General features: G+C 35.8%; 17 protein-coding genes. 6 read left to right on the top strand and 11 right to left on the bottom strand.

What is annotated here, in order from left to right:
* Positions 1-21 precede the first annotated feature (21 nt).
* Together CJ739_RS07070 and recA are read right to left on the bottom strand one after the other, a co-directional pair.
* Positions 22-438: a hypothetical protein gene (locus CJ739_RS07070; protein WP_117173786.1), complete on the bottom strand. Its 417-nt coding sequence runs from the start codon at positions 436-438 to the stop codon at positions 22-24.
* Positions 439-537: 99 nt separating this feature from the next.
* A complete protein-coding gene (recA, locus tag CJ739_RS07065; protein ID WP_117178804.1) occupies positions 538-1,551 on the bottom strand; it encodes a recombinase RecA in 1,014 nt (337 codons plus the stop codon).
* Positions 1,552-1,939: 388 nt separating this feature from the next.
* On the opposite strand from recA, the gene trhO reads away from it, so the two are divergent.
* From trhO to CJ739_RS07035, 6 genes are all read left to right on the top strand, one after another.
* On the top strand, positions 1,940-3,010 hold the full coding sequence (trhO, locus tag CJ739_RS07060; protein WP_117173784.1) for an oxygen-dependent tRNA uridine(34) hydroxylase TrhO: 1,071 nt from the start codon (positions 1,940-1,942) through the stop codon (positions 3,008-3,010).
* 7 nt (positions 3,011-3,017) lie between these two features.
* Positions 3,018-4,262 carry a peptidase U32 family protein gene (locus CJ739_RS07055; protein WP_117173782.1) on the top strand — a complete coding sequence of 415 codons (1,245 nt, stop codon included), beginning with the start codon at positions 3,018-3,020 and terminating at the stop codon, positions 4,260-4,262.
* Positions 4,262-4,492, top strand: a complete 231-nt coding sequence (locus CJ739_RS07050) for a ferredoxin (protein WP_117173780.1) — start codon at positions 4,262-4,264, stop codon at positions 4,490-4,492. The genes CJ739_RS07055 and CJ739_RS07050 overlap by 1 nt, the downstream gene beginning before the upstream one ends.
* Positions 4,493-4,606: 114 nt before the next feature.
* Positions 4,607-5,797: a PSP1 domain-containing protein gene (locus tag CJ739_RS07045; RefSeq protein ID WP_117173778.1), complete on the top strand. Its 1,191-nt coding sequence runs from the start codon at positions 4,607-4,609 to the stop codon at positions 5,795-5,797.
* Entirely contained in the window at positions 5,784-6,284 is a 501-nt protein-coding gene (locus CJ739_RS07040; protein WP_117173776.1) for a gliding motility lipoprotein GldH, read from the top strand. The genes CJ739_RS07045 and CJ739_RS07040 overlap by 14 nt, the downstream gene beginning before the upstream one ends.
* Positions 6,285-6,354: 70 nt before the next feature.
* Positions 6,355-8,682, top strand: a complete 2,328-nt coding sequence (locus tag CJ739_RS07035; RefSeq protein ID WP_117173774.1) for a penicillin-binding protein 1A — start codon at positions 6,355-6,357, stop codon at positions 8,680-8,682.
* A gap of 334 nt (positions 8,683-9,016) precedes the next feature.
* On the opposite strand, the gene CJ739_RS07030 is transcribed toward CJ739_RS07035, so the two are convergent.
* The 9 genes from CJ739_RS07030 to CJ739_RS06990 all read right to left on the bottom strand — a co-directional run bounded on the left by CJ739_RS07030 (position 9,017) and on the right by CJ739_RS06990 (position 19,916).
* Positions 9,017-10,081, bottom strand: a complete 1,065-nt coding sequence (locus CJ739_RS07030; RefSeq protein ID WP_117173772.1) for a Fic family protein — start codon at positions 10,079-10,081, stop codon at positions 9,017-9,019.
* A gap of 691 nt (positions 10,082-10,772) precedes the next feature.
* The gene (locus tag CJ739_RS07025; RefSeq protein WP_117173770.1) at positions 10,773-11,030 is read right to left on the bottom strand and encodes a hypothetical protein; all 258 of its coding nucleotides are present in this window, start codon (positions 11,028-11,030) and stop codon (positions 10,773-10,775) included.
* An 82-nt stretch (positions 11,031-11,112) separates the two neighbouring features.
* Entirely contained in the window at positions 11,113-11,478 is a 366-nt protein-coding gene (locus tag CJ739_RS07020) for a hypothetical protein (RefSeq protein ID WP_117173768.1), read from the bottom strand.
* Between the two features lies 1 nt (position 11,479).
* The gene (locus tag CJ739_RS07015) at positions 11,480-12,196 is read right to left on the bottom strand and encodes a hypothetical protein (protein ID WP_117173766.1); all 717 of its coding nucleotides are present in this window, start codon (positions 12,194-12,196) and stop codon (positions 11,480-11,482) included.
* A gap of 373 nt (positions 12,197-12,569) precedes the next feature.
* The gene (locus CJ739_RS07010) at positions 12,570-13,034 is read right to left on the bottom strand and encodes a hypothetical protein (RefSeq protein ID WP_117173764.1); all 465 of its coding nucleotides are present in this window, start codon (positions 13,032-13,034) and stop codon (positions 12,570-12,572) included.
* 19 nt (positions 13,035-13,053) lie between these two features.
* On the bottom strand, positions 13,054-13,851 hold the full coding sequence (locus CJ739_RS07005) for a hypothetical protein (RefSeq protein WP_117173762.1): 798 nt from the start codon (positions 13,849-13,851) through the stop codon (positions 13,054-13,056).
* A gap of 34 nt (positions 13,852-13,885) precedes the next feature.
* Positions 13,886-14,077: a hypothetical protein gene (locus tag CJ739_RS07000; RefSeq protein ID WP_117173760.1), complete on the bottom strand. Its 192-nt coding sequence runs from the start codon at positions 14,075-14,077 to the stop codon at positions 13,886-13,888.
* A 335-nt stretch (positions 14,078-14,412) separates the two neighbouring features.
* A complete protein-coding gene (locus CJ739_RS06995; protein WP_117173758.1) occupies positions 14,413-15,174 on the bottom strand; it encodes a hypothetical protein in 762 nt (253 codons plus the stop codon).
* On the bottom strand, positions 15,171-19,916 hold the full coding sequence (locus CJ739_RS06990) for a DUF6443 domain-containing protein (RefSeq protein ID WP_117173756.1): 4,746 nt from the start codon (positions 19,914-19,916) through the stop codon (positions 15,171-15,173). Before CJ739_RS06990 ends, CJ739_RS06995 begins: the two co-directional genes overlap by 4 nt.
* Positions 19,917-19,930: the final 14 nt, after the last annotated feature.

The raw sequence follows: 19,930 nt of genomic DNA, 5'->3' as shown, positions 1-19,930 counted from the left end.
GGGATTAATTAATACTTAAACTTACTCTGCTACTACTGGCACTTCAATAATTAAGTATTGATCTTCTCCATTTTCATCCTCGCCTTGCCAAAACTTGAAAATGTAAGATCCGTTACTTGTAACAATAAAGTTAAAAGTAGCGTCTTCCGTAACATTATCCAAAGTTTCGCAATTATCATTTTCATAAACCAATGTTATTGGTGCCACAGTACGCTCATTTAGGTTTTTAGAATAATAAAATTCTTTAAAAATATGACATGCTGTGGGTTTTAAATACGTCACCGTTATAGGATATGTTTCTCCTAATACAAACTCACTAGGGATATCCACGCTCTCTACCGGTAAAACTTCAAAGCCATAGTTACTATTGCTATCATCATCTATGCTGCAAGAGACTAGTAAAACTAAAGCTAAACTTAGGGCAATTAACTTTTTCATGGATTATTTTTCTTTTTTGTTTTTAATACATAGATGCATTGACACCCAAAAGGTTGCGTATTGAAACAAAAAAATCCCGAATTATCGGGATTTTTTAAACTATTCTGAAGCCGAAGCGGCTTTGGCTATTTTTCTAACCTTGGCTTCGAGTTCATCCATGAGTTCTGGATTGTCTTTTATGAGTGCTTTTACAGCATCCCTACCTTGGCCCAGTTTTGTTTCTTCATAACTAAACCAAGAGCCACTTTTTTTAATAATTTCGTTTTCAACAGCAATGTCTAAAACCTCTCCAACTTTGCTTATACCTTCACCGTACATAATGTCAAATTCGGCTGTTTTAAATGGCGGTGCTACTTTGTTTTTAACCACTTTTACGCGGGTTTTATTACCTGTAACATTACCATCGGTTTCTTTTATTTGAGTAGAACGACGAATATCTAACCTCACCGATGCATAAAACTTTAGAGCATTACCACCCGTTGTGGTTTCTGGGTTACCAAACATAACGCCAATTTTTTCACGTAACTGATTGATAAAAATTACGGTACAATTTGTTTTGCTAATTGAAGCTGTTAGCTTTCTTAAGGCTTGAGACATTAAACGTGCATGTAATCCCATTTTAGAATCACCCATTTCGCCTTCAATTTCACTTTTTGGTGTTAAGGCTGCCACAGAATCGATTACGACGATATCAATGGCCCCAGAACGGATTAAATTATCTGTAATTTCCAAGGCTTGCTCACCGTTATCTGGTTGGGAAATTATTAAGTTTTCTAAGTCTACGCCTAATTTTTCAGCATAAAATCTATCAAAAGCATGCTCTGCATCAATAAAGGCCGCAATGCCACCAGATTTTTGTGCTTCGGCAATAGCATGTAACGTTAGGGTTGTTTTTCCCGACGATTCCGGTCCATAAATCTCAATAACACGTCCGCGTGGGTAACCGCCAACGCCTAAGGCAATATCCAAACCAAGAGATCCCGATGAAATGGCATCCACATCAACAACTGCTTGATCGCTCATTTTCATTACAGTGCCTTTTCCGTAGGCTTTGTCTAATTTATCTAATGTAAGTTTTAGTGCTTTTAATTTAGCTTCTTTTTCGCTGCTCATTTTATTTTTATTTTCTAAAGTAATGAACGCTAAAATAGTATAAGTTTCGTCATCATACAATTTTATAACGCAACCTTTATAAACATTTTGCATCTAATAATAAATAGTGGGAAGATATTGCTATGAAACACCCATGAGAAAAAAGCTTCACGCGTATGAGCATAATTTATAATGGGTGTTACATCTGACAATTAAAAAAACATTAAAATATGCAGATGAAACAAATATTAAGAATGCTTTAAACGCAGACTAACTCAAACTATTTCTGGAAGCACTTATTACTTAATAGTAATAGGTGCTTTTTTTTGAGCTTAAATTGGGTGTTTTTTTTTAAAATCGTACTTTTGTCCCTTTAAAATATTCTTTAACCTTAAAAAATTAGTATAGCATGCAACTGTACAATAAATTAAGTGCAAAAGAAAGGGCAGAATTAATCGATAAAACAGGCAAGAATCGATTAACACTTTCTTTTTATCAGTACGCCAAAATCGATAACCCTCAAACCTTTAGAGACCATTTGTTTTTAACCTGGGACGCATTAGATGTTTTAGGTAGGATTTATGTTGCCCATGAGGGTATTAACGGTCAATTATCATTACCTGCCGATCGTTTTAACGAATTTAAAGCCCATTTAGATAGTATCGATTTTTTAAAGGATATTCGTTTGAATGTTGCTGTAGAGCAAGACAATAAATCGTTTTTAAAACTGAAAGTGAAAGTGCGTAACAAAATTGTTGCCGACGGTTTAAACGATGATACGTTTGACGTTACCAATAAGGGCATTCACTTAAAAGCTGAAGAATTTAATCAGTTTATTGAAGATGAAAACACGGTTTTGGTTGATATGCGAAACCACTACGAAAGTGAAATAGGTCATTTTAAAAATGCGATAACACCCGATGTTGACACCTTTAGGGAATCGTTGGATATTATTGAAGACGATTTAAAAAACCATAAAGAAGATAAAAATTTAGTGATGTATTGTACTGGTGGGATTCGTTGCGAAAAAGCCAGTGCCTACTTTAAACATAAGGGGTTTAAAAATGTGTATCAGTTAGAAGGTGGTATTATTGAGTACACAAGACAAGTAAAGGAATCCAACCTCGAAAATAAGTTTTTAGGACAAAATTTCGTGTTTGACGAAAGACGTGCCGAACGTATTAGTGAAGATGTTATAGCAAACTGCCATCAATGCGGTAAACCGTTCGACGTGCATACCAATTGCGCAAACGATGCTTGTCATCTTTTGTTTATTCAGTGCGACGCATGTAAAGAAGAAATGAACAATTGCTGCTCAACAACCTGTAAAGAGATACACGCGCTTCCTTACGAAGAACAAAAAGAACTCAGAAAAGGGCAGGGCAACAGCAACGATATCTTTAAAAAAGGACGTGCAGACCATTTGTCTTATAAAAAAGATTTAAGGAATATTTTCGACCATTTCAATACTAATAAATAGTTGCGACATGCAAAAAATTGAATTAATGGCTCCCGCAGGGAACTTTGAGTCCTTGCAAGCTGCTTTAGACAATGGTGCAGATTCTATATATTTTGGGGTCGAACAACTTAATATGCGTGCCAGGGCATCTATTAATTTTACTTTAGACGATTTACCAGAAATAGCAAGACGTTGTGAAGCCAAAAACGTTCGAACGTATTTAACTTTAAATACTATCATTTACGATCACGATTTATCTATTGTAAAAACATTAATCAGTAAAGCAAAAGACGTTGGGATTACAGCCGTAATTGCCATGGATCAAGCGGTTATAATGACAGCAAGGGAAATTGGTATGGAAGTGCATATTTCCACTCAAATAAATATAACCAATATTGAAACGGTTAAGTTTTATGCCCTATTTGCCGACACGATGGTTTTAAGTCGAGAGTTAAGTTTAAGACAGGTAAAAAAAATTACGGAGCAAATAGAAAAAGACCAAATAAAAGGACCTTCGGGGAAATTGGTTGAGATAGAGGTTTTTGGTCATGGTGCACTTTGTATGGCGGTTTCCGGTAAATGTTACATGAGTTTACATTCGTATAATTCATCGGCAAACAGAGGGGCTTGCAAGCAAAATTGCAGAAAAAAATATACGGTTATCGAGCAGGAAACTGGTTTTGAAATGGAACTGGATAACGAGTACATTATGTCGCCAAAAGATTTATGTACTATCGATATTTTAGACCAAGTAGCCGATGCAGGTATTAAAGTATTAAAAATTGAAGGTCGTGGTCGCGCCCCAGAATATGTAGCTAAAGTGATTAAGTGTTACAGACAAGCCATCGATAGTTTAGAAAACAAAACCTTCGAAAAGGAAAAAGTAATTCTGTGGATGCAAGAACTTGAAAAAGTATATAACCGCGGATTCTGGAATGGCTATTATTTAGGTCAGAAATTGGGCGAATGGAGTGAAGGTTCTGGGTCGCATGCAACACAAAAGAAAGTTTATATAGGCAAAGGCACGCACTTTTTCCCGAAACCTCAAATTGGAGAGTTTAAAATTGAAGCTTACGATATTACGGTTGGCGATACTATTTTAATTACAGGACCAACTACTGGCGCTAAAGAACTTGAGGTAGCAGAAATGATGGTAAATGATACAAAATTATCAAAAGGAACAAAAGGAGATCTGGTAACGATTCCACTTGGGTTTAGAATACGTCCTTCAGATAAATTATATAAAATAGTAGAAAATAAAGTAGAAGCTTAATGGTTGTTATTACTTTACAACGCAATAAATGTATTGGTTGCAATTACTGTGTGGAATTTGCACCAAAACAGTTTCAAATGTCTAAAAAAGATGGAAAAACGGTGTTGTTACATGCTGTGGATAAAAAAGGGTTTTTCACGCTAAAGTCTAACGACCATACTATTTTAGAGGCTTGCGAAACCGCTTCAAGAGCTTGTCCGGTAAAGATAATAGACGTAAAAGACATTTAATTTTTATTCGATTTAAATAGTCTATATAATAATCTTATCTTTACCTTTTAAAAATAATTATAAACCTTCATTCGTAATAAGTTAATTATTAACGAATTCAATATATAAAAACATATGGCTTGTAACAGTTGTTCAACTGGTAAAGACGGTCAACCTAAAGGATGTAAAAATAATGGCACTTGCGGCACCGATAGTTGTAATAAACTAACGGTTTTCGATTGGTTAGCCAACATGTCGCTTCCTAGAGGCGAGAAACCATTTAGTTGGGTTGAAGTACGTTTTAAAAACGGAAGAAAAGAATACTATCACAACACTGATAATTTAACGTTAAGTATAGGTGATGTTGTGGCTACACAAGCCCCATCGGGTCATGATATAGGAATGGTTACCCTTGTGGGAGAATTGGTGCGTGTTCAAATGAAACGCAAAAACATTTCAGAAACCCCCGAGGAAATTCTTAAAATTTACCGAAAAGCAAGTCAGAAAGACATCGATATTTGGAAAGAGGCACGCGATAGAGAAGATCCTATGAAGGTGCGCGCACGTCAATTTGCGATTGATTTAAAGTTGCAGATGAAAATTTCTGATATTGAGTTTCAAGGTGATGCCAGTAAAGCAACCTTTTATTACACCGCGGAAGAGCGTGTGGATTTTAGAGAGCTTATTAAGGTTTTCGCACGAGAGTTTAGAACACGTATTGAAATGAAACAAGTCGGGTTTCGTCAAGAAGCATCAAGACTTGGTGGTATTGGCTCTTGTGGGCGCGAATTATGTTGCTCTACTTGGTTAACAGATTTCCGTTCGGTAAGTACCTCGGCAGCCCGTTACCAGCAATTGTCCTTAAACCCGTTAAAATTAGCAGGACAATGTGGCAAACTTAAATGTTGCTTAAATTATGAGTTGGATAGTTACCTTGATGCTTTAAAAAGTTTCCCGAAAACCGAAATAAAACTGCAAACCGAAAAAGGAACTGCAGTATGTCAAAAAACCGATATTTTTAAAGGGCATATGTGGTATGCCTACGAAGGTGAATGGGCTAATTGGCATAAAATAACTACCACACAGGCAAACGAAATCATTGCTTTAAACAAGAAAAACCAAAAGGTCGCTAGCTTGGAAGAATACGCTTCAGAACTTACCGAAGAAAATACTAAAACCGAGTTTGGAAACGTTGTAGGTCAAGATAGTTTAACACGTTTTGATAGTCCAAAACCTAATAAAAAACGTAAAAGCAATAAGAACCGAAACAATAGAAACAAGAATAATAAACAAAAACCCCAAAAGAATAAAGATGCTGCGAAATAATGTGTTGCTGTTTTTATTATTAGTTTCTTTTGTGTTTACATCTTGTGATCCTAATCGTGTTTTTGATGTATATCAATCGGTACCGAATAAGTGGCATAAAGACTCTGTCGTTAGTTTTACTATAACACCACCAGACTCTATAAACGCCTACAATTTATTTGTAAATTTAAGAAACACCAATGCCTATAAATACAACAATTTATTTCTAATTGTTGAAATGGCATTTCCGCACGGAAAAACAGTAAAAGACACTTTAGAATATAAAATGGCAGACCCATCAGGGAAATTTTTAGGCACTGGCTTAACAGATATTAAAGAGAATAAGCTTTGGTATAAAGAGCAAGTTGTTTTTAAAGAAAAAGGAAATTACGTAGTCAATATTCAACATGCTATGAGAGAAAATGGAAAAGTTAATGGCGTTGTAGAGCTTGAAGGTATTACCGATGTTGGTTTCAGAATTGAAAACCTAGTAAAAAATAACGATTAACTAAATATCACTTCGAGTGATTCTAATTTTATGAGAATTGTATCGAGAAGTATTTAATATAAAGAGTTAAATGGCAACAAAAGAACAAACACCAAAAAACCAAGACTTTTCAAAATACATCCGTTGGTTTTGGATGTTATTTGCAGGAGGTATCCTGTTCGCAGTATTAATGTTTTTATTAGCCTCTTGGGGCCTTTTTGGTGAGATGCCAGACCATACGGTTTTAGAAAACCCTAAAATAAATTTAGCTGCCGAAATTATTTCTTCTGATGGAAAAACCATAGGTAAATTCTATTTAAACGATAATAGAACACCTGTTGAGTATGACGAATTACCCCAACATTTAGTTGATGCTTTATTGGCCACTGAAGATGCACGTTTTCACAACCATTCGGGTATTGATGCTTTTGGCACCTTAAGAGCCATTGTGAAATTAGGTAGCGGCGGTGGTGCCAGTACGATCTCGCAACAATTAGCAAAACAACTCTTTCATGGTGAAGGTTCTAAAAATAAATTAGGCAGGATAACCCAAAAAATTAAAGAATGGATTATTGCTACCCGTTTAGAGCGCCAGTACACCAAAGAAGAGATTATCGCCCAGTATTTTAATATTTATGATTTTTTAAATAATGCCGATGGTATTAGAAGTGCTGCTAGAATTTATTTTGGAAAGGAACCCAAAGATTTAGATTTAAAAGAATCCGCTATGTTAGTGGGTATGTTTAAGAATTCATCATTATTCAACCCTAGAAAACGTCCAGAGCTAACAAGAGAAAGAAGAAATGTGGTTTTGGCGCAAATGGAAAAATATGATTTTATAGACGAGAAAGTGAAAGACTCGCTTCAAAAAACGGATTTAGATTTAAACTATTCACCAGAATCACACCGTGAAGGTATTGCCACTTATTTTAGAGGCTATTTAGATGGTTTTATGAAAGACTGGATAAAAAACAACCTAAAACCAGATGGTAGTAAATGGAATTTATACAATGATGGTTTAAAAATTTATACGACCATTGATTCACGCATGCAAGAGTATGCTGAAGATGCTGTAGAACAGCACATGTCTAGGTTACAAACTGCTTTTTTTAGCCAAAACACACCTCAAAAAAACCCAACGGCTCCGTTTATAGATTTATCTAAAGAAGAAATAGATGCGTTATTAAAAAATGCTATGAAACAATCGGAGCGTTGGAGAAAAATGAAATACGATTTAGGGAAATCGGATAAAGACATTCAAGCTTCCTTTTATAAGCCTACCGAAATGTCTGTTTTTGCTTGGAAAAAAGGAAAAGCTACTGAGGTGGATACTATTATGAAACCTATAGACTCCATACGTTATTATAAAACCTTTTTAAGAACAGGTATGATGGCTATGGATCCTCAAACAGGGCATGTAAAAGCTTGGGTAGGCGGTATTAATTATAGACATTTCCAATATGATATGGTTAAACAAGGGAAACGTCAAGTAGGTTCTACTTTTAAACCATTTGTTTACGCAACAGCTATAGACCAGTTGCATTACTCGCCCTGTAATGAATTTTCAGACTCACCTTTTTGTATAGAAAAAGGTAAATACGGAAATATAGAGGATTGGTGCCCTAAAAACTCTGGAGGAGAATATGGTGGTACAAGAACTCTAAAAAATGCTTTAGCAAACTCTGTTAATACTATTACTGCGCGGTTAATGGATCAAGTAGGGCCACAACCAGTAATCGATTTAGTTAAAAAATTGGGTGTAGAATCCAATATTCCTGCCGTACCGTCTATTGCATTAGGGACTGCAGATTTAAGTGTTTACGAAATGGTAGGTGCTTATGCAGCGTTTGCCAATAAGGGTGTTTACACAAAACCGGTAATGGTTACCACTATTGAAGATAAAAACGGTACCATTCTATATCAATTTAAACCAGAAACGCGCGATGTTTTAGGAGATGAAGAGGCATATGTAACCATAAAACTTTTAGAAGGTGTGACCCAATCTGGTTCTGGTGCTAGATTGAGATGGACAAGTGCCCCCGATAAATTTTACAAAGAAGTAATTACAGGCTATCCGTACGGGTTTACGAACCCTATTGCTGGAAAAACAGGAACTACTCAAAACCAAAGTGATGGTTGGTTTATGGGCATGGTGCCTAATTTAGTAACAGGTGTTTGGGTAGGTGGAGATGATAGGTCTATACATTTTGCAGGTATAAAATATGGGCAAGGAGCTGCGATGGCATTACCAATTTGGGGGTCCTTTATGAAAAAATGTTATGAGGATAAAACATTAGATGTTTCTACGGGTAATTTTGAAGCGCCTTCTAGTCTTTCTATAAATGTAGATTGTTCTAAAGTATCTGAAACCAATAATGATGGGGGCTCTAGTAGTACACCAGATGATTTGAATTTTTAGCAATAAATTCCTTTTGAGCGCAATATTGGTGCCCAGGATGTTGTTGTGCCTTTTGTGCTTGAGTATAAGAATTCATGTTAATACATTGCTTGAGACAAGAGCTATAACTTAATTTTTATTTTGCCACGATGTTCCAAGAACGAATAACAAAATAGGTTTTTGACAACACTTAAAAGTAAGGTTAAACCATACTATTGGTAAGGCTATCAAATTATTTAAAAGAACGAGAGGAACATTATAAAATCGTTGAAGAGCGTATAAAAACATCCTTCAGGTGAAACCAAAGGGAAAAGCAGAGATGAAGTAAAAAGCGAGATTAAGAAGAAATACAAGTTTAGTCTTTAGCATGGTAATGTACGCCACGACCTGAACCAGTTGTTAATATAAAACCTTCCCGTACCAAATACTGTAAATCCTTTTTTAGTGTATTTCTTGAATAATCAGGCAAATCTTCTTCCAAATTCTTTATTTGGATGGTTTTGTTTTTGCCAATATAATCCAATACTTGTTTTTGTCTATCGTTCGTGCTGCTTTTTAGGTTATTGTAGATCTCGTATTTGGTCTTTAATTTTTCGGTAAGGTCAATAAGACAATCTAAAAAGAAAATCACCCAGCGATCCAGTATTTCATCATCACTACCTCTGTGTTTTTGGGTTTCCATTAGTACACGATAGTACATGTCCTTTCTGTTTTCAATAACATGTTCAAAGGACACATATTCTATAAAATTATAATTTTGTTTTAGTAACATAAATGTAGTTAGCAAACGTGATAATCTGCCATTACCATCCTGATAGGGGTGAATGGATAGGAATTCATATACAAATATGGATGTTATCAATACGGGATGCAATTTCTTTTCTTCCAATTGCTCATTGGTCCATACGATTAAATTGTGCATTTCAACTGCGGTTAAATGAGGCTCGGTAGTCCTGAATATAACTTTTTGATCGCCATCGGGATAATTGGCTACAACTTGATTAGAAAGGTTTTTATACTGTCCTTTATGGCGTTGGTCTTTACTGCTGTATTTTAAAAGTATAGAATGTAATTGGTGCAGGTAACGCTCTGAAAGATCTATATCCTCATAATGTTCTAATATAAGCTCCAATGCTTCATAATAGCCTACAACCTCTTGTTCTTCTCGTTTATCCAATTTATCTATCTGAACCGATTTAAGCAATTGCTTTACTTCTTCATCGGTCAGGGTCGCTCCTTCAATTCTGGTCGATGAGCCAATGCTCTGGATGGTGGCAATATCTCGTAGTTCCTTTAGGTAACGCTTCTCTTTGTTCTCTATAAGGTTCCAGCCACCTTTAAAGGTATCCACAACGCCTAGTTTTTGTATGATATCCTGAAATATTGTAGGTTGAAACGCTATTTTTTTAGATATATCCATTTTGTATCCAATTTTATCCAATTACAAATATATGTAATTATTCTTTTGGATATATCCAATTCGTATCCGATTTTATCCAATAATATAATTATTGAGTTAAAAGAAGTAAATATGCGTATTTACAAAGTTTTATAGATAGAACTCATGTATTTAGAGTTCTGTTTAGATTGTCCTAAAGTGTCTGAAACCAATAATGATGGGGGCTCTGATAGCACACCAGATGATTTGAATTTTTAGCAACCCGTTTTATAATTTTTTAATAGACAAAAACCACTCTTCGGAGTGGTTTTAGCTATTCAGTATACAAGGACGTCATTTTAAACAAATTTGTAACTATTTTTTTCTATGGGTTCTTCTTTTCTCCATAAATAAGCCTTAATTTTAATAGTAGTGATTTTCTTCTACAATTTTAGTCTGGAGATTGTCCATAACCTATTCTGTCTTTAAATCATCAACTTACGCACTTTCCGTGGTAGTTCTAAAAAAACAGCACCCCTAAAATATATTAAGAGTACTGCTTAGATTATTGTATAACTGTTTCATTTTCATTTGATTAACTTATATGGGACAGCTTGTTTTAAAATGTGCTTGGGAATAGCAGGGTAACACAAACGACCTCAACTAATGTTTTCCTAGTAAAAACCACAACTTTTACGTTGTGGCTTTTAACTCTTGGTTTATTTCTTACTCGTTACGGCACGGAAAACATTTCCGCGCTAGCGGGGGCATCCTCATATTCAATACCATTATACTTCCTTTTGAGTGCTATATTAGAAGACGTTGGATTACTATTATACCCATGATGCTTTATACCAAAAGGATAGTAGTTGTTCTCCTCTACGATTTCCAGACCAAGTTGGGTTAAGCTTACATCATCTAATGTAAAATAAGAAGCCGTACCTGAAAAAGTTTCTACTAGAATCCTTAGACTGTGTCCTGTATACTGCATGGTATGGCTAAAATCAAATGTCCCGGTTTGCAGGTCACTTGTCTTAGTGTAAGATGGGGATCGCGAGCAACAACCCAATTACCTACTTTATATTAGAAATGCTGCATTTATAATTTTCTCCAGCATTTTTAAGTATAAATTTTCTCTCCCAAAAAGGCTTTTCATTATCTTCATCTAAAAAAATAATCAATTTCAAAAAGGAATTATCTAACTCACAAACTTTTGAATAAAAAGGTTGATATGTGTCTTGCGAAATAAAAAATTCATTATTTAACAGCAATTGTATTTCTCCTCTTACAATCAAATCATAATCTAATTCGAAAGTATTTTGATTATATTCATTTTGACATTCAATGACAACATCTTCCCAAGAGTCTAACAAATCCTTTAAAGATTTAAAGTTACTTCTAATATTTAAATTTTTAATTAAGTCCTCTATACTCATCATATTAATATTTTTGAACTTGCTTAATAAAGTAATTCAATGCTTTATTACCTGAAGTTTCTATTTTATAAAATGTTTGTACTATCCCATTGGTATCAGCAACACCAAAATGCCCTGTCTTTAAATTCATTTTAAATATAGTTCCTTGTTTATTTATATATGTAGCAAAATTGGGGCCATTACTATTAAAAAATTTTTGCGCTCCTTTTATGTATGAAGAAAAACTACCAAATTCTCCTGCCAAACTTCCTCCACTAGCAATAACTTTCCAAGACTTAGTCTTCCACATATATTTTAAATTTTTTACATGTTTCGCATAATGTATGAATCCTTTAGCTGTTGAAGCAAATCTGTATTGTGCTGCCCCAGGTGTGAAAAATGTCAAAAGGAATGGAATTTCTGTTCTGGATAAAAAATTACCATGGGTTAGATATCCATCATTATCAACATAATAGTTTCTTCCACCAAGATTAATTTTTCTACTGGTACTTCCATCCAAAAAAGTAAAAAAACTATCTGCAATAGAGCCTTCAATTGCTGGCAATACTTGTATTAAATTTTCATGAAGACTATAAGGGTCAATACAATCATCACAGCCGTCCTTTAGATCACCAACAGTAACTGACACATTTCTACTCTGTTCAAAACTATAAGCATTATTAGTATTCCTTTGCTCCCTCATAGCATCAAAACCACCACCTCCTGGTCGAGACAACTCCATCCATTGGTCGTTGGTTAAACCATCTGCACCTACAGAGTCAGCACCACTAGGGTCTGCGATTGTCCATAACCTATTCTGTCTTTAAATCATTAACTACGCACTTTCCGTGGTAGTTCTAAAAAAACAGTACCCCTAAAATATATTAAGAGTACTGCTTAGATTATTGTATAACTGTTTCATTTAGTTCCCTTATATGAGACAGCTTGTTTTAAAATGTGCTTGGGAATAACAGGGTAACACAAACAATCTCAACTAATCTTTCCTAGTAAAAAACCACAACTTTTACGTTGTGGCTCTTGACTCTTGTTTTATTTCTTACTCGTTACGGCACGGAAAACATTTCCGCGCTAGCGGGGGATTTATACTAACCATATTACGGAACAGCGGGATTATTTTCCCAATCACTAATATGTTTGAACACATAACCATTTTCATATGCAACAGATATCAAGCCTTTATGCCTTATACTAGGTTCAATCCAATATACATCTGCCATATAGCCATACTCAGGTTTAGGAAGAATGGTATCTGGATAACGCATATAACAATATACTAACCAGTCTTTGAAATTAAGCTCTTTTTCAGAACTAATGGACCATTCCCCAATGTTTGAATATAATGGTTTAGTATTATTTTTAAAGCTTTTCGCATTTATATATATATTCTGTGTATATGTAGAATCACTTTTAATGGTAAGTACCTCTATTTCATTAGAAGGATATTGAAAAACATATTCACCGAAAACATTATCAGTTATTTTAGATGGTTTACCTTGCCAACATGATGTTGGAATAAAAATCACTAAAGCGAACAGAATGATAATTAAAATATTTTTCATTTTAAAATTTGTTTATTTGTCATTTCGGTTGAAAATAACTTACTTCCATTTTATAGTTTATATTGATTGTCCTGAATTGGCCATTCGCTCCATAGGGGTTTTCCTTAGGATAAACAGTAGCAGGGTTGTCTTTGTCATAACCACCAGCCGTTCCAGAAAGTCTTGTTCCTGATTCAGCCGTCATTCTATCACTTATTGAAACCGTCATTTTAACCCAGCTACCTCCATTTGCGGGAATGATATCATTAACCATTATTGTTCCTGAAAAACTCCCATGAAATCCACGTGCTGGATTTCTACCCCCTATATCTTTTGGAAAATCATCGAGTGCATATGTGATTGGATTTTCAGATTTAAGACTTCTGAAAAAAAGTTGTTTATTGCAATCATCATTGCAAACAGATAGTTTAGCTGCATTATTAATTGCTTTGATAACTTCTGGAGCCTGCAACATTTCTTTACCCATAATACTATTTTCATCAAAATTACGTGTACTTGAACCTGTCCCATGTACCCACTGATAGAAAAGTTGATACGCATTAACGTGTTTATCACTTGCACTTTTTCCCATTTCTCCTCCACTTAACTCATTAGCCTTATTGGCAATACTAGTGACCGTAGTTCTTACCACTTTTTGTAAAAGTGTCTCACCCCCTGGAGGTTGTTGACCAGAATTCATAGGTCCTCTATCCATAGGTGGAATATAAACCCCTGAAAAAGAATCAAATCTATCCCTTCCCCATATATCTTGGGCATCCGCACCACTAGGATCAGCCCAAAATACAGGATTATTGTCAAATGCTGTATAAGTACTCATACTATGATGCGTAACAGGGTCAATAGACGTAAACCTAGCAATGGCAGGGGACACTATCTTCTTTAAAATTATCTACAAACGTTAATAAATTTTTGTCTTTACCCAAATGAATATCAATTATGGCTAAATCTGATTCATTTGGAACATCTTCTGAATATTTTACTTCTTGACTTTTACAACCAACTACGAACAATAAACCTACAAATAAACATACATTTTTTTTCATGTTTCTATTATTAAAATTTCATCAATTTTTAAATGGCGGCTTTGGTATAAATATCGGTTGCGGTGGGTTCTAAAAAAACAGCACCCCTAAAATATATTAAGAGTACTGCTTAGATTATTGTATATCTGTTTCATTTTCATTCAGTTCCCTTATATGGAACAGCTTGTTTTAAAATGTGCTTGGGAATAGCAGCGGTGAATAGCAGGGTAACACAAACGACCTCAACTAATCTTTCCTCGTAAAAAACCACAACTTTTACGTTGTGGCTCTTGACTCTTGTTTTATTTCTTATTCGTTACGGCACGGAAAACATTTCCGCGCTAGCGGGGGGTGTTTTAGTTGTTGTTATTTTTATTTAATATTCCAGTGGAAATATAGCTCAAGTACTCTTTAGACAAAGGCTTTTTAAGTCCATGAAATTTAGCCATTTCTTTACGGTAACTATAAATCAAATCCACAAAGTCATGCTCATATATCGTATTAAAAATATTTCCAATTATGTCATGTTTGATGTTTTCTTTAGAAATAATCGATGGAGTCCAATATGTGTTAAGAGTATGTACTTTATTCAGTTGCCAAGATGATGAAGTTTCTATTTTAAACAAATGACTGACATATATTCCAATAGCCAGAATGTCATAATTTGACAAGTTTTGACAACCATAACTATTAATTTTATCGTTTAAATCATTTAATTGTGTTTCTATAGAACAATCGTTAATTTTTTTATTTTGTTCTAAATTAAATTTATCTAAAATATAATTAATATAGGTGATATCTTTATTTTCTATATCTTCTATGTTTAGTTTCTCAACCTCATAAATACTATTAGATTCAAGTTTCTCAATTGGAAAATACTTATCTTCTATATGTTTTTTTAATAAATTTAAATCTGAATATAATATAGCATATTTTCCTTCGCTTGGAGTTACTAAATATTCATTAGATTTTAGATAATGAATAGTTGCAGAATTAAAATAACAAATTTCATGTTTAAAAGCTTCGTCAATCATTTCATTAATTCTAGAATCTTGCATATCAATTACTTTAAAACTTTGAATATTCATTGCTAAAAATATTATTAGTAAAAATTTCATAATTTAACTTTTTTACTTTTTGAGTGAAAATTAGTTGTAAAAATTGCTTTTTCTCCAAAATCTAAAGACATACTCCCATTTACAATTTTATATTGTGGTACAAAATGATAAACCTTATTGACAAAACCTAACTGCTTTCCTAATCTACTATTAGCATACGAAATAACTTTAGAATGTATATAATTATCAGCCAATGTGACAAAAGTAATACTAACAGGCTTATTTCTTTGTCTACTAGCAGAAGGATGTCTGGCTAGCTCATCTATAAAACCTATTATCTGTTTTGTCAATGTAACATTTTTTGTTTTAACTTCTATAATATTAGCTTTGTAATGAAGAAGCAGTCCTGCATTTCCTTGGCTTAATATATCAGAATAAGCGTCAGGAATTGATTCCGTTGATCTACCTTCAACTGCTTGAAAATTGTAGAACATTGATGGATTCAATGTTGCAAATTCAATAAATGCATCTTCAAACAAATCTCCAGCTCTACCAGATACATAATCTCTATTTTTTCCAGGGAAATATTGGGAAACATAATCAATTAGTGCATCTTTAGTCAAAGGAGACCAACCTTCATCAGTTTCACTAGACTCGAGTGGACCAGTAGTTACTGATACATTCCTACTCTGCTCAAAATTATAAGCATTATTAGCATTCCTTTGTTCCCTCATAGCATCAAAACCACCACCTCCTGGTCGAGACACCTCCATCCATTGGTCGTTGGTTAAACCATCTGCACCTACAGAGTCAGCACCACTAGGGTCTGCCCAGTATACAGGGTTACCATCAAACGCCATAAAAGGCGACATACTATGATGCGTCACCGGGTCCATGGTTGTAAACCTAGCAATGGCAGGGTCATAACTCCTCACATCCATTTCGTATAAATTCAACCCTAAGGCGTCCTCATATTCAACACCATTATACTTCCTTTTGAGTGCTATATTAGAAGAGGTTGGATTACTATTATACCCATGATGCTTCATCCCAAAAGGGTAGTAGTTGTTCTCCTCCACGATTTCCAGACCAAGTTGGGTTAAGCTTACATCATCTAATGTAAAATAAGAAGCCGTACCTGAAAAAGTTTCTACTAGAATCCTTAGACTGTGTCCTGTATACTGCATGGTATGGCTAAAATCGAATGTCCCCGTCTTCAAGTCACTTGTCTTAATGTTAAATGAGCCATACCCATTGGATCCTATTTCCTGAAAAACCACACGTACATCAGATTGCGTGTTGCCTTTGTCGAAAGTTATCTTTACATTAACAACCTCCCCTGCGGTCGTGGCAAATCCACTGAAGTTGTGCTTTACGCCTTTCCATGTATTGATACTGTTCAAATCTGCTCTCAGTTTTCCATTGGCTATTGAGTTTACGCAGTATTTCTCTTCCCATCCATCAAGACCACTTCCAAAATCGCTGTCGTATACCTCCTCATAATTTCCTGTATCCTGATAGCTCAACCTAATATTCCCTAAGTGGTCCTTATACTGGTATACATATTTGTAACCTCCATCAACATCCACATAACCTTCAGGATGGCTAAAGAACTTTAAATCATCCGCAGGTCCGTAGGGTTCATAAACATAATTGCCAGCATAAGTGGTACTTGTGTTTGCCAATTTTTTTTGTTTTATGCCATTTGCATCGTAAATATAAGAAATTGTCCCCGTTCCCCCACTACCGTTTATCGAAATGCTCGTAGGCAGGTTTAAATGGTTGTAACTAATGGCCGTGATCCCCTTGTTAGCATCCAATATCATATTGCCATTCGAATCATAGATATATTCCAGGGATGCATTTGCCCCATCCCTAAATCCGATGGTACTATAGGCATTATCCTGCACTTTGTCAAGTCGATTGCTATTAGGCAGGTAGGTATAGGTCAAAAGATCTATATCTCCATAGTATTCATCACCGCCAACGGTTCCATAAGAGTATTTTATCCCTCTTCTGTTCAATTTGGTGATGTTCCCGTTCTTATCGTAGGTTATGGCACTTAAGTTGAACAGGTTGATATTGTCGATGGCACTCTTTAAACGGTTTAAACCATCATAATCAAACTTGTACCATTTTATACTGCTGTCCTCATTGGCCGTTCGCCATTCGGTCTCCGAAATGTTTCCATTGTACAATGGTGTTCCCCCATGGGTGGCCGCGTTATAATTAACAGTGAAACCGAATAGGTCGTTGCCCAAATTTTTGGTATCGTTAATCTGTTTTAACCATCCGCGCACATTATATTTATAATTGATGGTTTGAAGCCTGCCCTGGGTGGACTTACCACCAACGCCTTTACTTGACAATTGCCCCAGATCATCATAGGTGTTCTCCACTATGACTTCCAATACATTGGTATTGTTGAGTTCCTGGGTCTGCTTTTTTAACCTGCCCATGTGGTCATAGGTAAAGACATCCTCTGTTATAACGGAAACCAAAACAGGTTCAATATCCCTTTCGTGCAGAGTTTCCGTTTTTTTCACCTTCCCCGTAAAATCCAAGGTGTTCCGTGCCACATCCAGGGTACTCAAATAATCATTATCGCTTGCTGTATAGATGACACGTCCTTTACTGTCGTAGCCAATAATCGTGGTAATCCATTGATTGGACACCCTGACTTTGCTGCCCGTTGGCAATCCTTTGGTGAGTTTCTGTGTGGCACTCGCATTATTGTAATTAATGATAGCTTGGCCTCCAGAGGTAGACGGTAAGTTTAATGATGCATCCTTATCGAACGTATAGTTGTCATAATAGTTAATGGTCAGAATGTCTGTGATATATCCAGTAGGATAGGCTAGGTTATTATAATAGATCGTTGTACCGTCTATGGTCGTCGGTGACGTTTGTTTGACCACATATTGGGAAGGTGTCCAGTTTACTTCCGCCTGCAAACTGGGCCGCGAAATGTTCCTGGACATTTCTCCGGTATAGGCCACCCTGCCAAAGGCATCGTATTTCGTAAATAGCCATTTATTTGGTGACAGCATACGTAGGTTCCCATCTTGGGTCAAGATAGGTTGGTCCAAATTATCATAAACAATATATTCCCAATCTTTACCCGGTATTTTCTTTTCTACCAACCTGTTTTTATCATCGTACCTATATTGATAACATAATCCCGTTAATTTTGCAGCGTCAGGTAACGCTGTATTGGGTTCTGCCTTAGGGGGTAAAACAAAGGTTAAGTTACCATAATCGTCGTACACATAATAGGTGTCATGCGGGGCATTCGATTCACCTGCATCCAATGTGTCCCCATCCATATTGATGTCACTGGCACCATAAGTACGTTTTAAAATGACCCGTCCTTGCTTGTCCTTAAATTCTTCGGCGGTATGCGCTGTACCACTCGTCCAGTTTTCGTCCTTGGTAACCGTTTTATAAAGCCCATGTTCGGTATAGTGACCATAATTATTGCTACTGGATGTGTCCAAGGTTAAGGTTGGGATGTACGTTATGACATTGTTTGTAGTCGAGGCCGTCAGTGCCACTTCATATTTTTTAACCTCGGTACCGGAATTCGTGGCGAGTTCAAACTTTATGGTTTTGTCACTATCGCTGTTTTTATCTACCGCCCAATCGGCTCCCGGGGCACCTTGTTCCAGTATCCTACTTAAGGGTGAAGCTTCCAGATTTTTTTCTGAATAGGGATTAATATTTGAAGTGGTCATTCCAAGAAAATCCTCTTCATACTTAGCGGTACCGTAATAGTCTTTTGTGACCGCCAAAGCGTCAGATCTATATATTCCACCACCACTTGCCAAAGCATATGGAAGATACTCTTTGTCCTGTCTACCGTAAGCATCATACCCTATATGTGTTATAATATCCTCGCTGTTACCACCTGCACGTATACCAATATTTTGCTTGGGCCTACCCAAACCGTCATAATAATTTATGGATTCTATTTTATGTGTAACGGGAACAGCATTTAAGTTCGAGCTTTCCGAATAAGGCTCATTGTAAGTAATGGTATGAATATAGTTTTCATTGTTTTCGGTAGGACACCCATTGTAAATACCTATGTCATTGGGACAAAAATCCAGGTTGTTGTTCACATAATTGGTTGGTTGTGTCCAACTTGATATTGTTGATGAAGAATCTCCAAACCCATCTCCATCGGAATCGTAATACCAAGTAGGCGGTGGCGCTACCGTAAAGGAGATACTGCTGGATTCATCGCTCCAGTCGGTAGTTGTGGCGTTATATGCCCTTAAATAGTAGGTACCGTCACTTGTTAAACCTATGGTACTGTTGGAGTTTGCAGTACTCGTTCCATTACTGGTGCTTTGCCAGTACCAAGTAACATCGGCAGGGGGTGTTTTGCCTAATGCCCAAGCCAGTGTTACCACGCCATTTGTGTTACTCTGTACTATAGGTTTAGGAGGTGTAGGTGCAGGTACATATAATACATTCACATATAATGTCACATAATCATTGTCCCAATATCCATAATACTCATCATAATATGTATAAATAATTTCTATAATGTGTGTACCTGGGGTGTCCCATTTAGCATCCATATAGGCAAGACGTGCTTGGCTCTCGTCCAATAGCAATTCGCAATCAGGACATTCCCATCCATCCGGGAAATACGTATTGGTGGGATCCGAAAATGTGAAACGGGCCGGTTCTCCCATATACACTTCTGCTGGAGGTGTGATCGTTTGGGCATTCATCTGCCAGATACTAAAAAGCAGCAATGCAAAACCTTGGGTATAATTTATTATGAACTTCATCCTATGAAAATATT

Source organism: Mariniflexile sp. TRM1-10 (genome assembly GCF_003425985.1).
In the GTDB taxonomy this organism is placed as follows: domain Bacteria; phylum Bacteroidota; class Bacteroidia; order Flavobacteriales; family Flavobacteriaceae; genus Mariniflexile.
The sequence above is the reverse complement of the archived record's forward strand: the minus strand, read 5'-3'. Positions and strand labels throughout refer to the sequence as shown.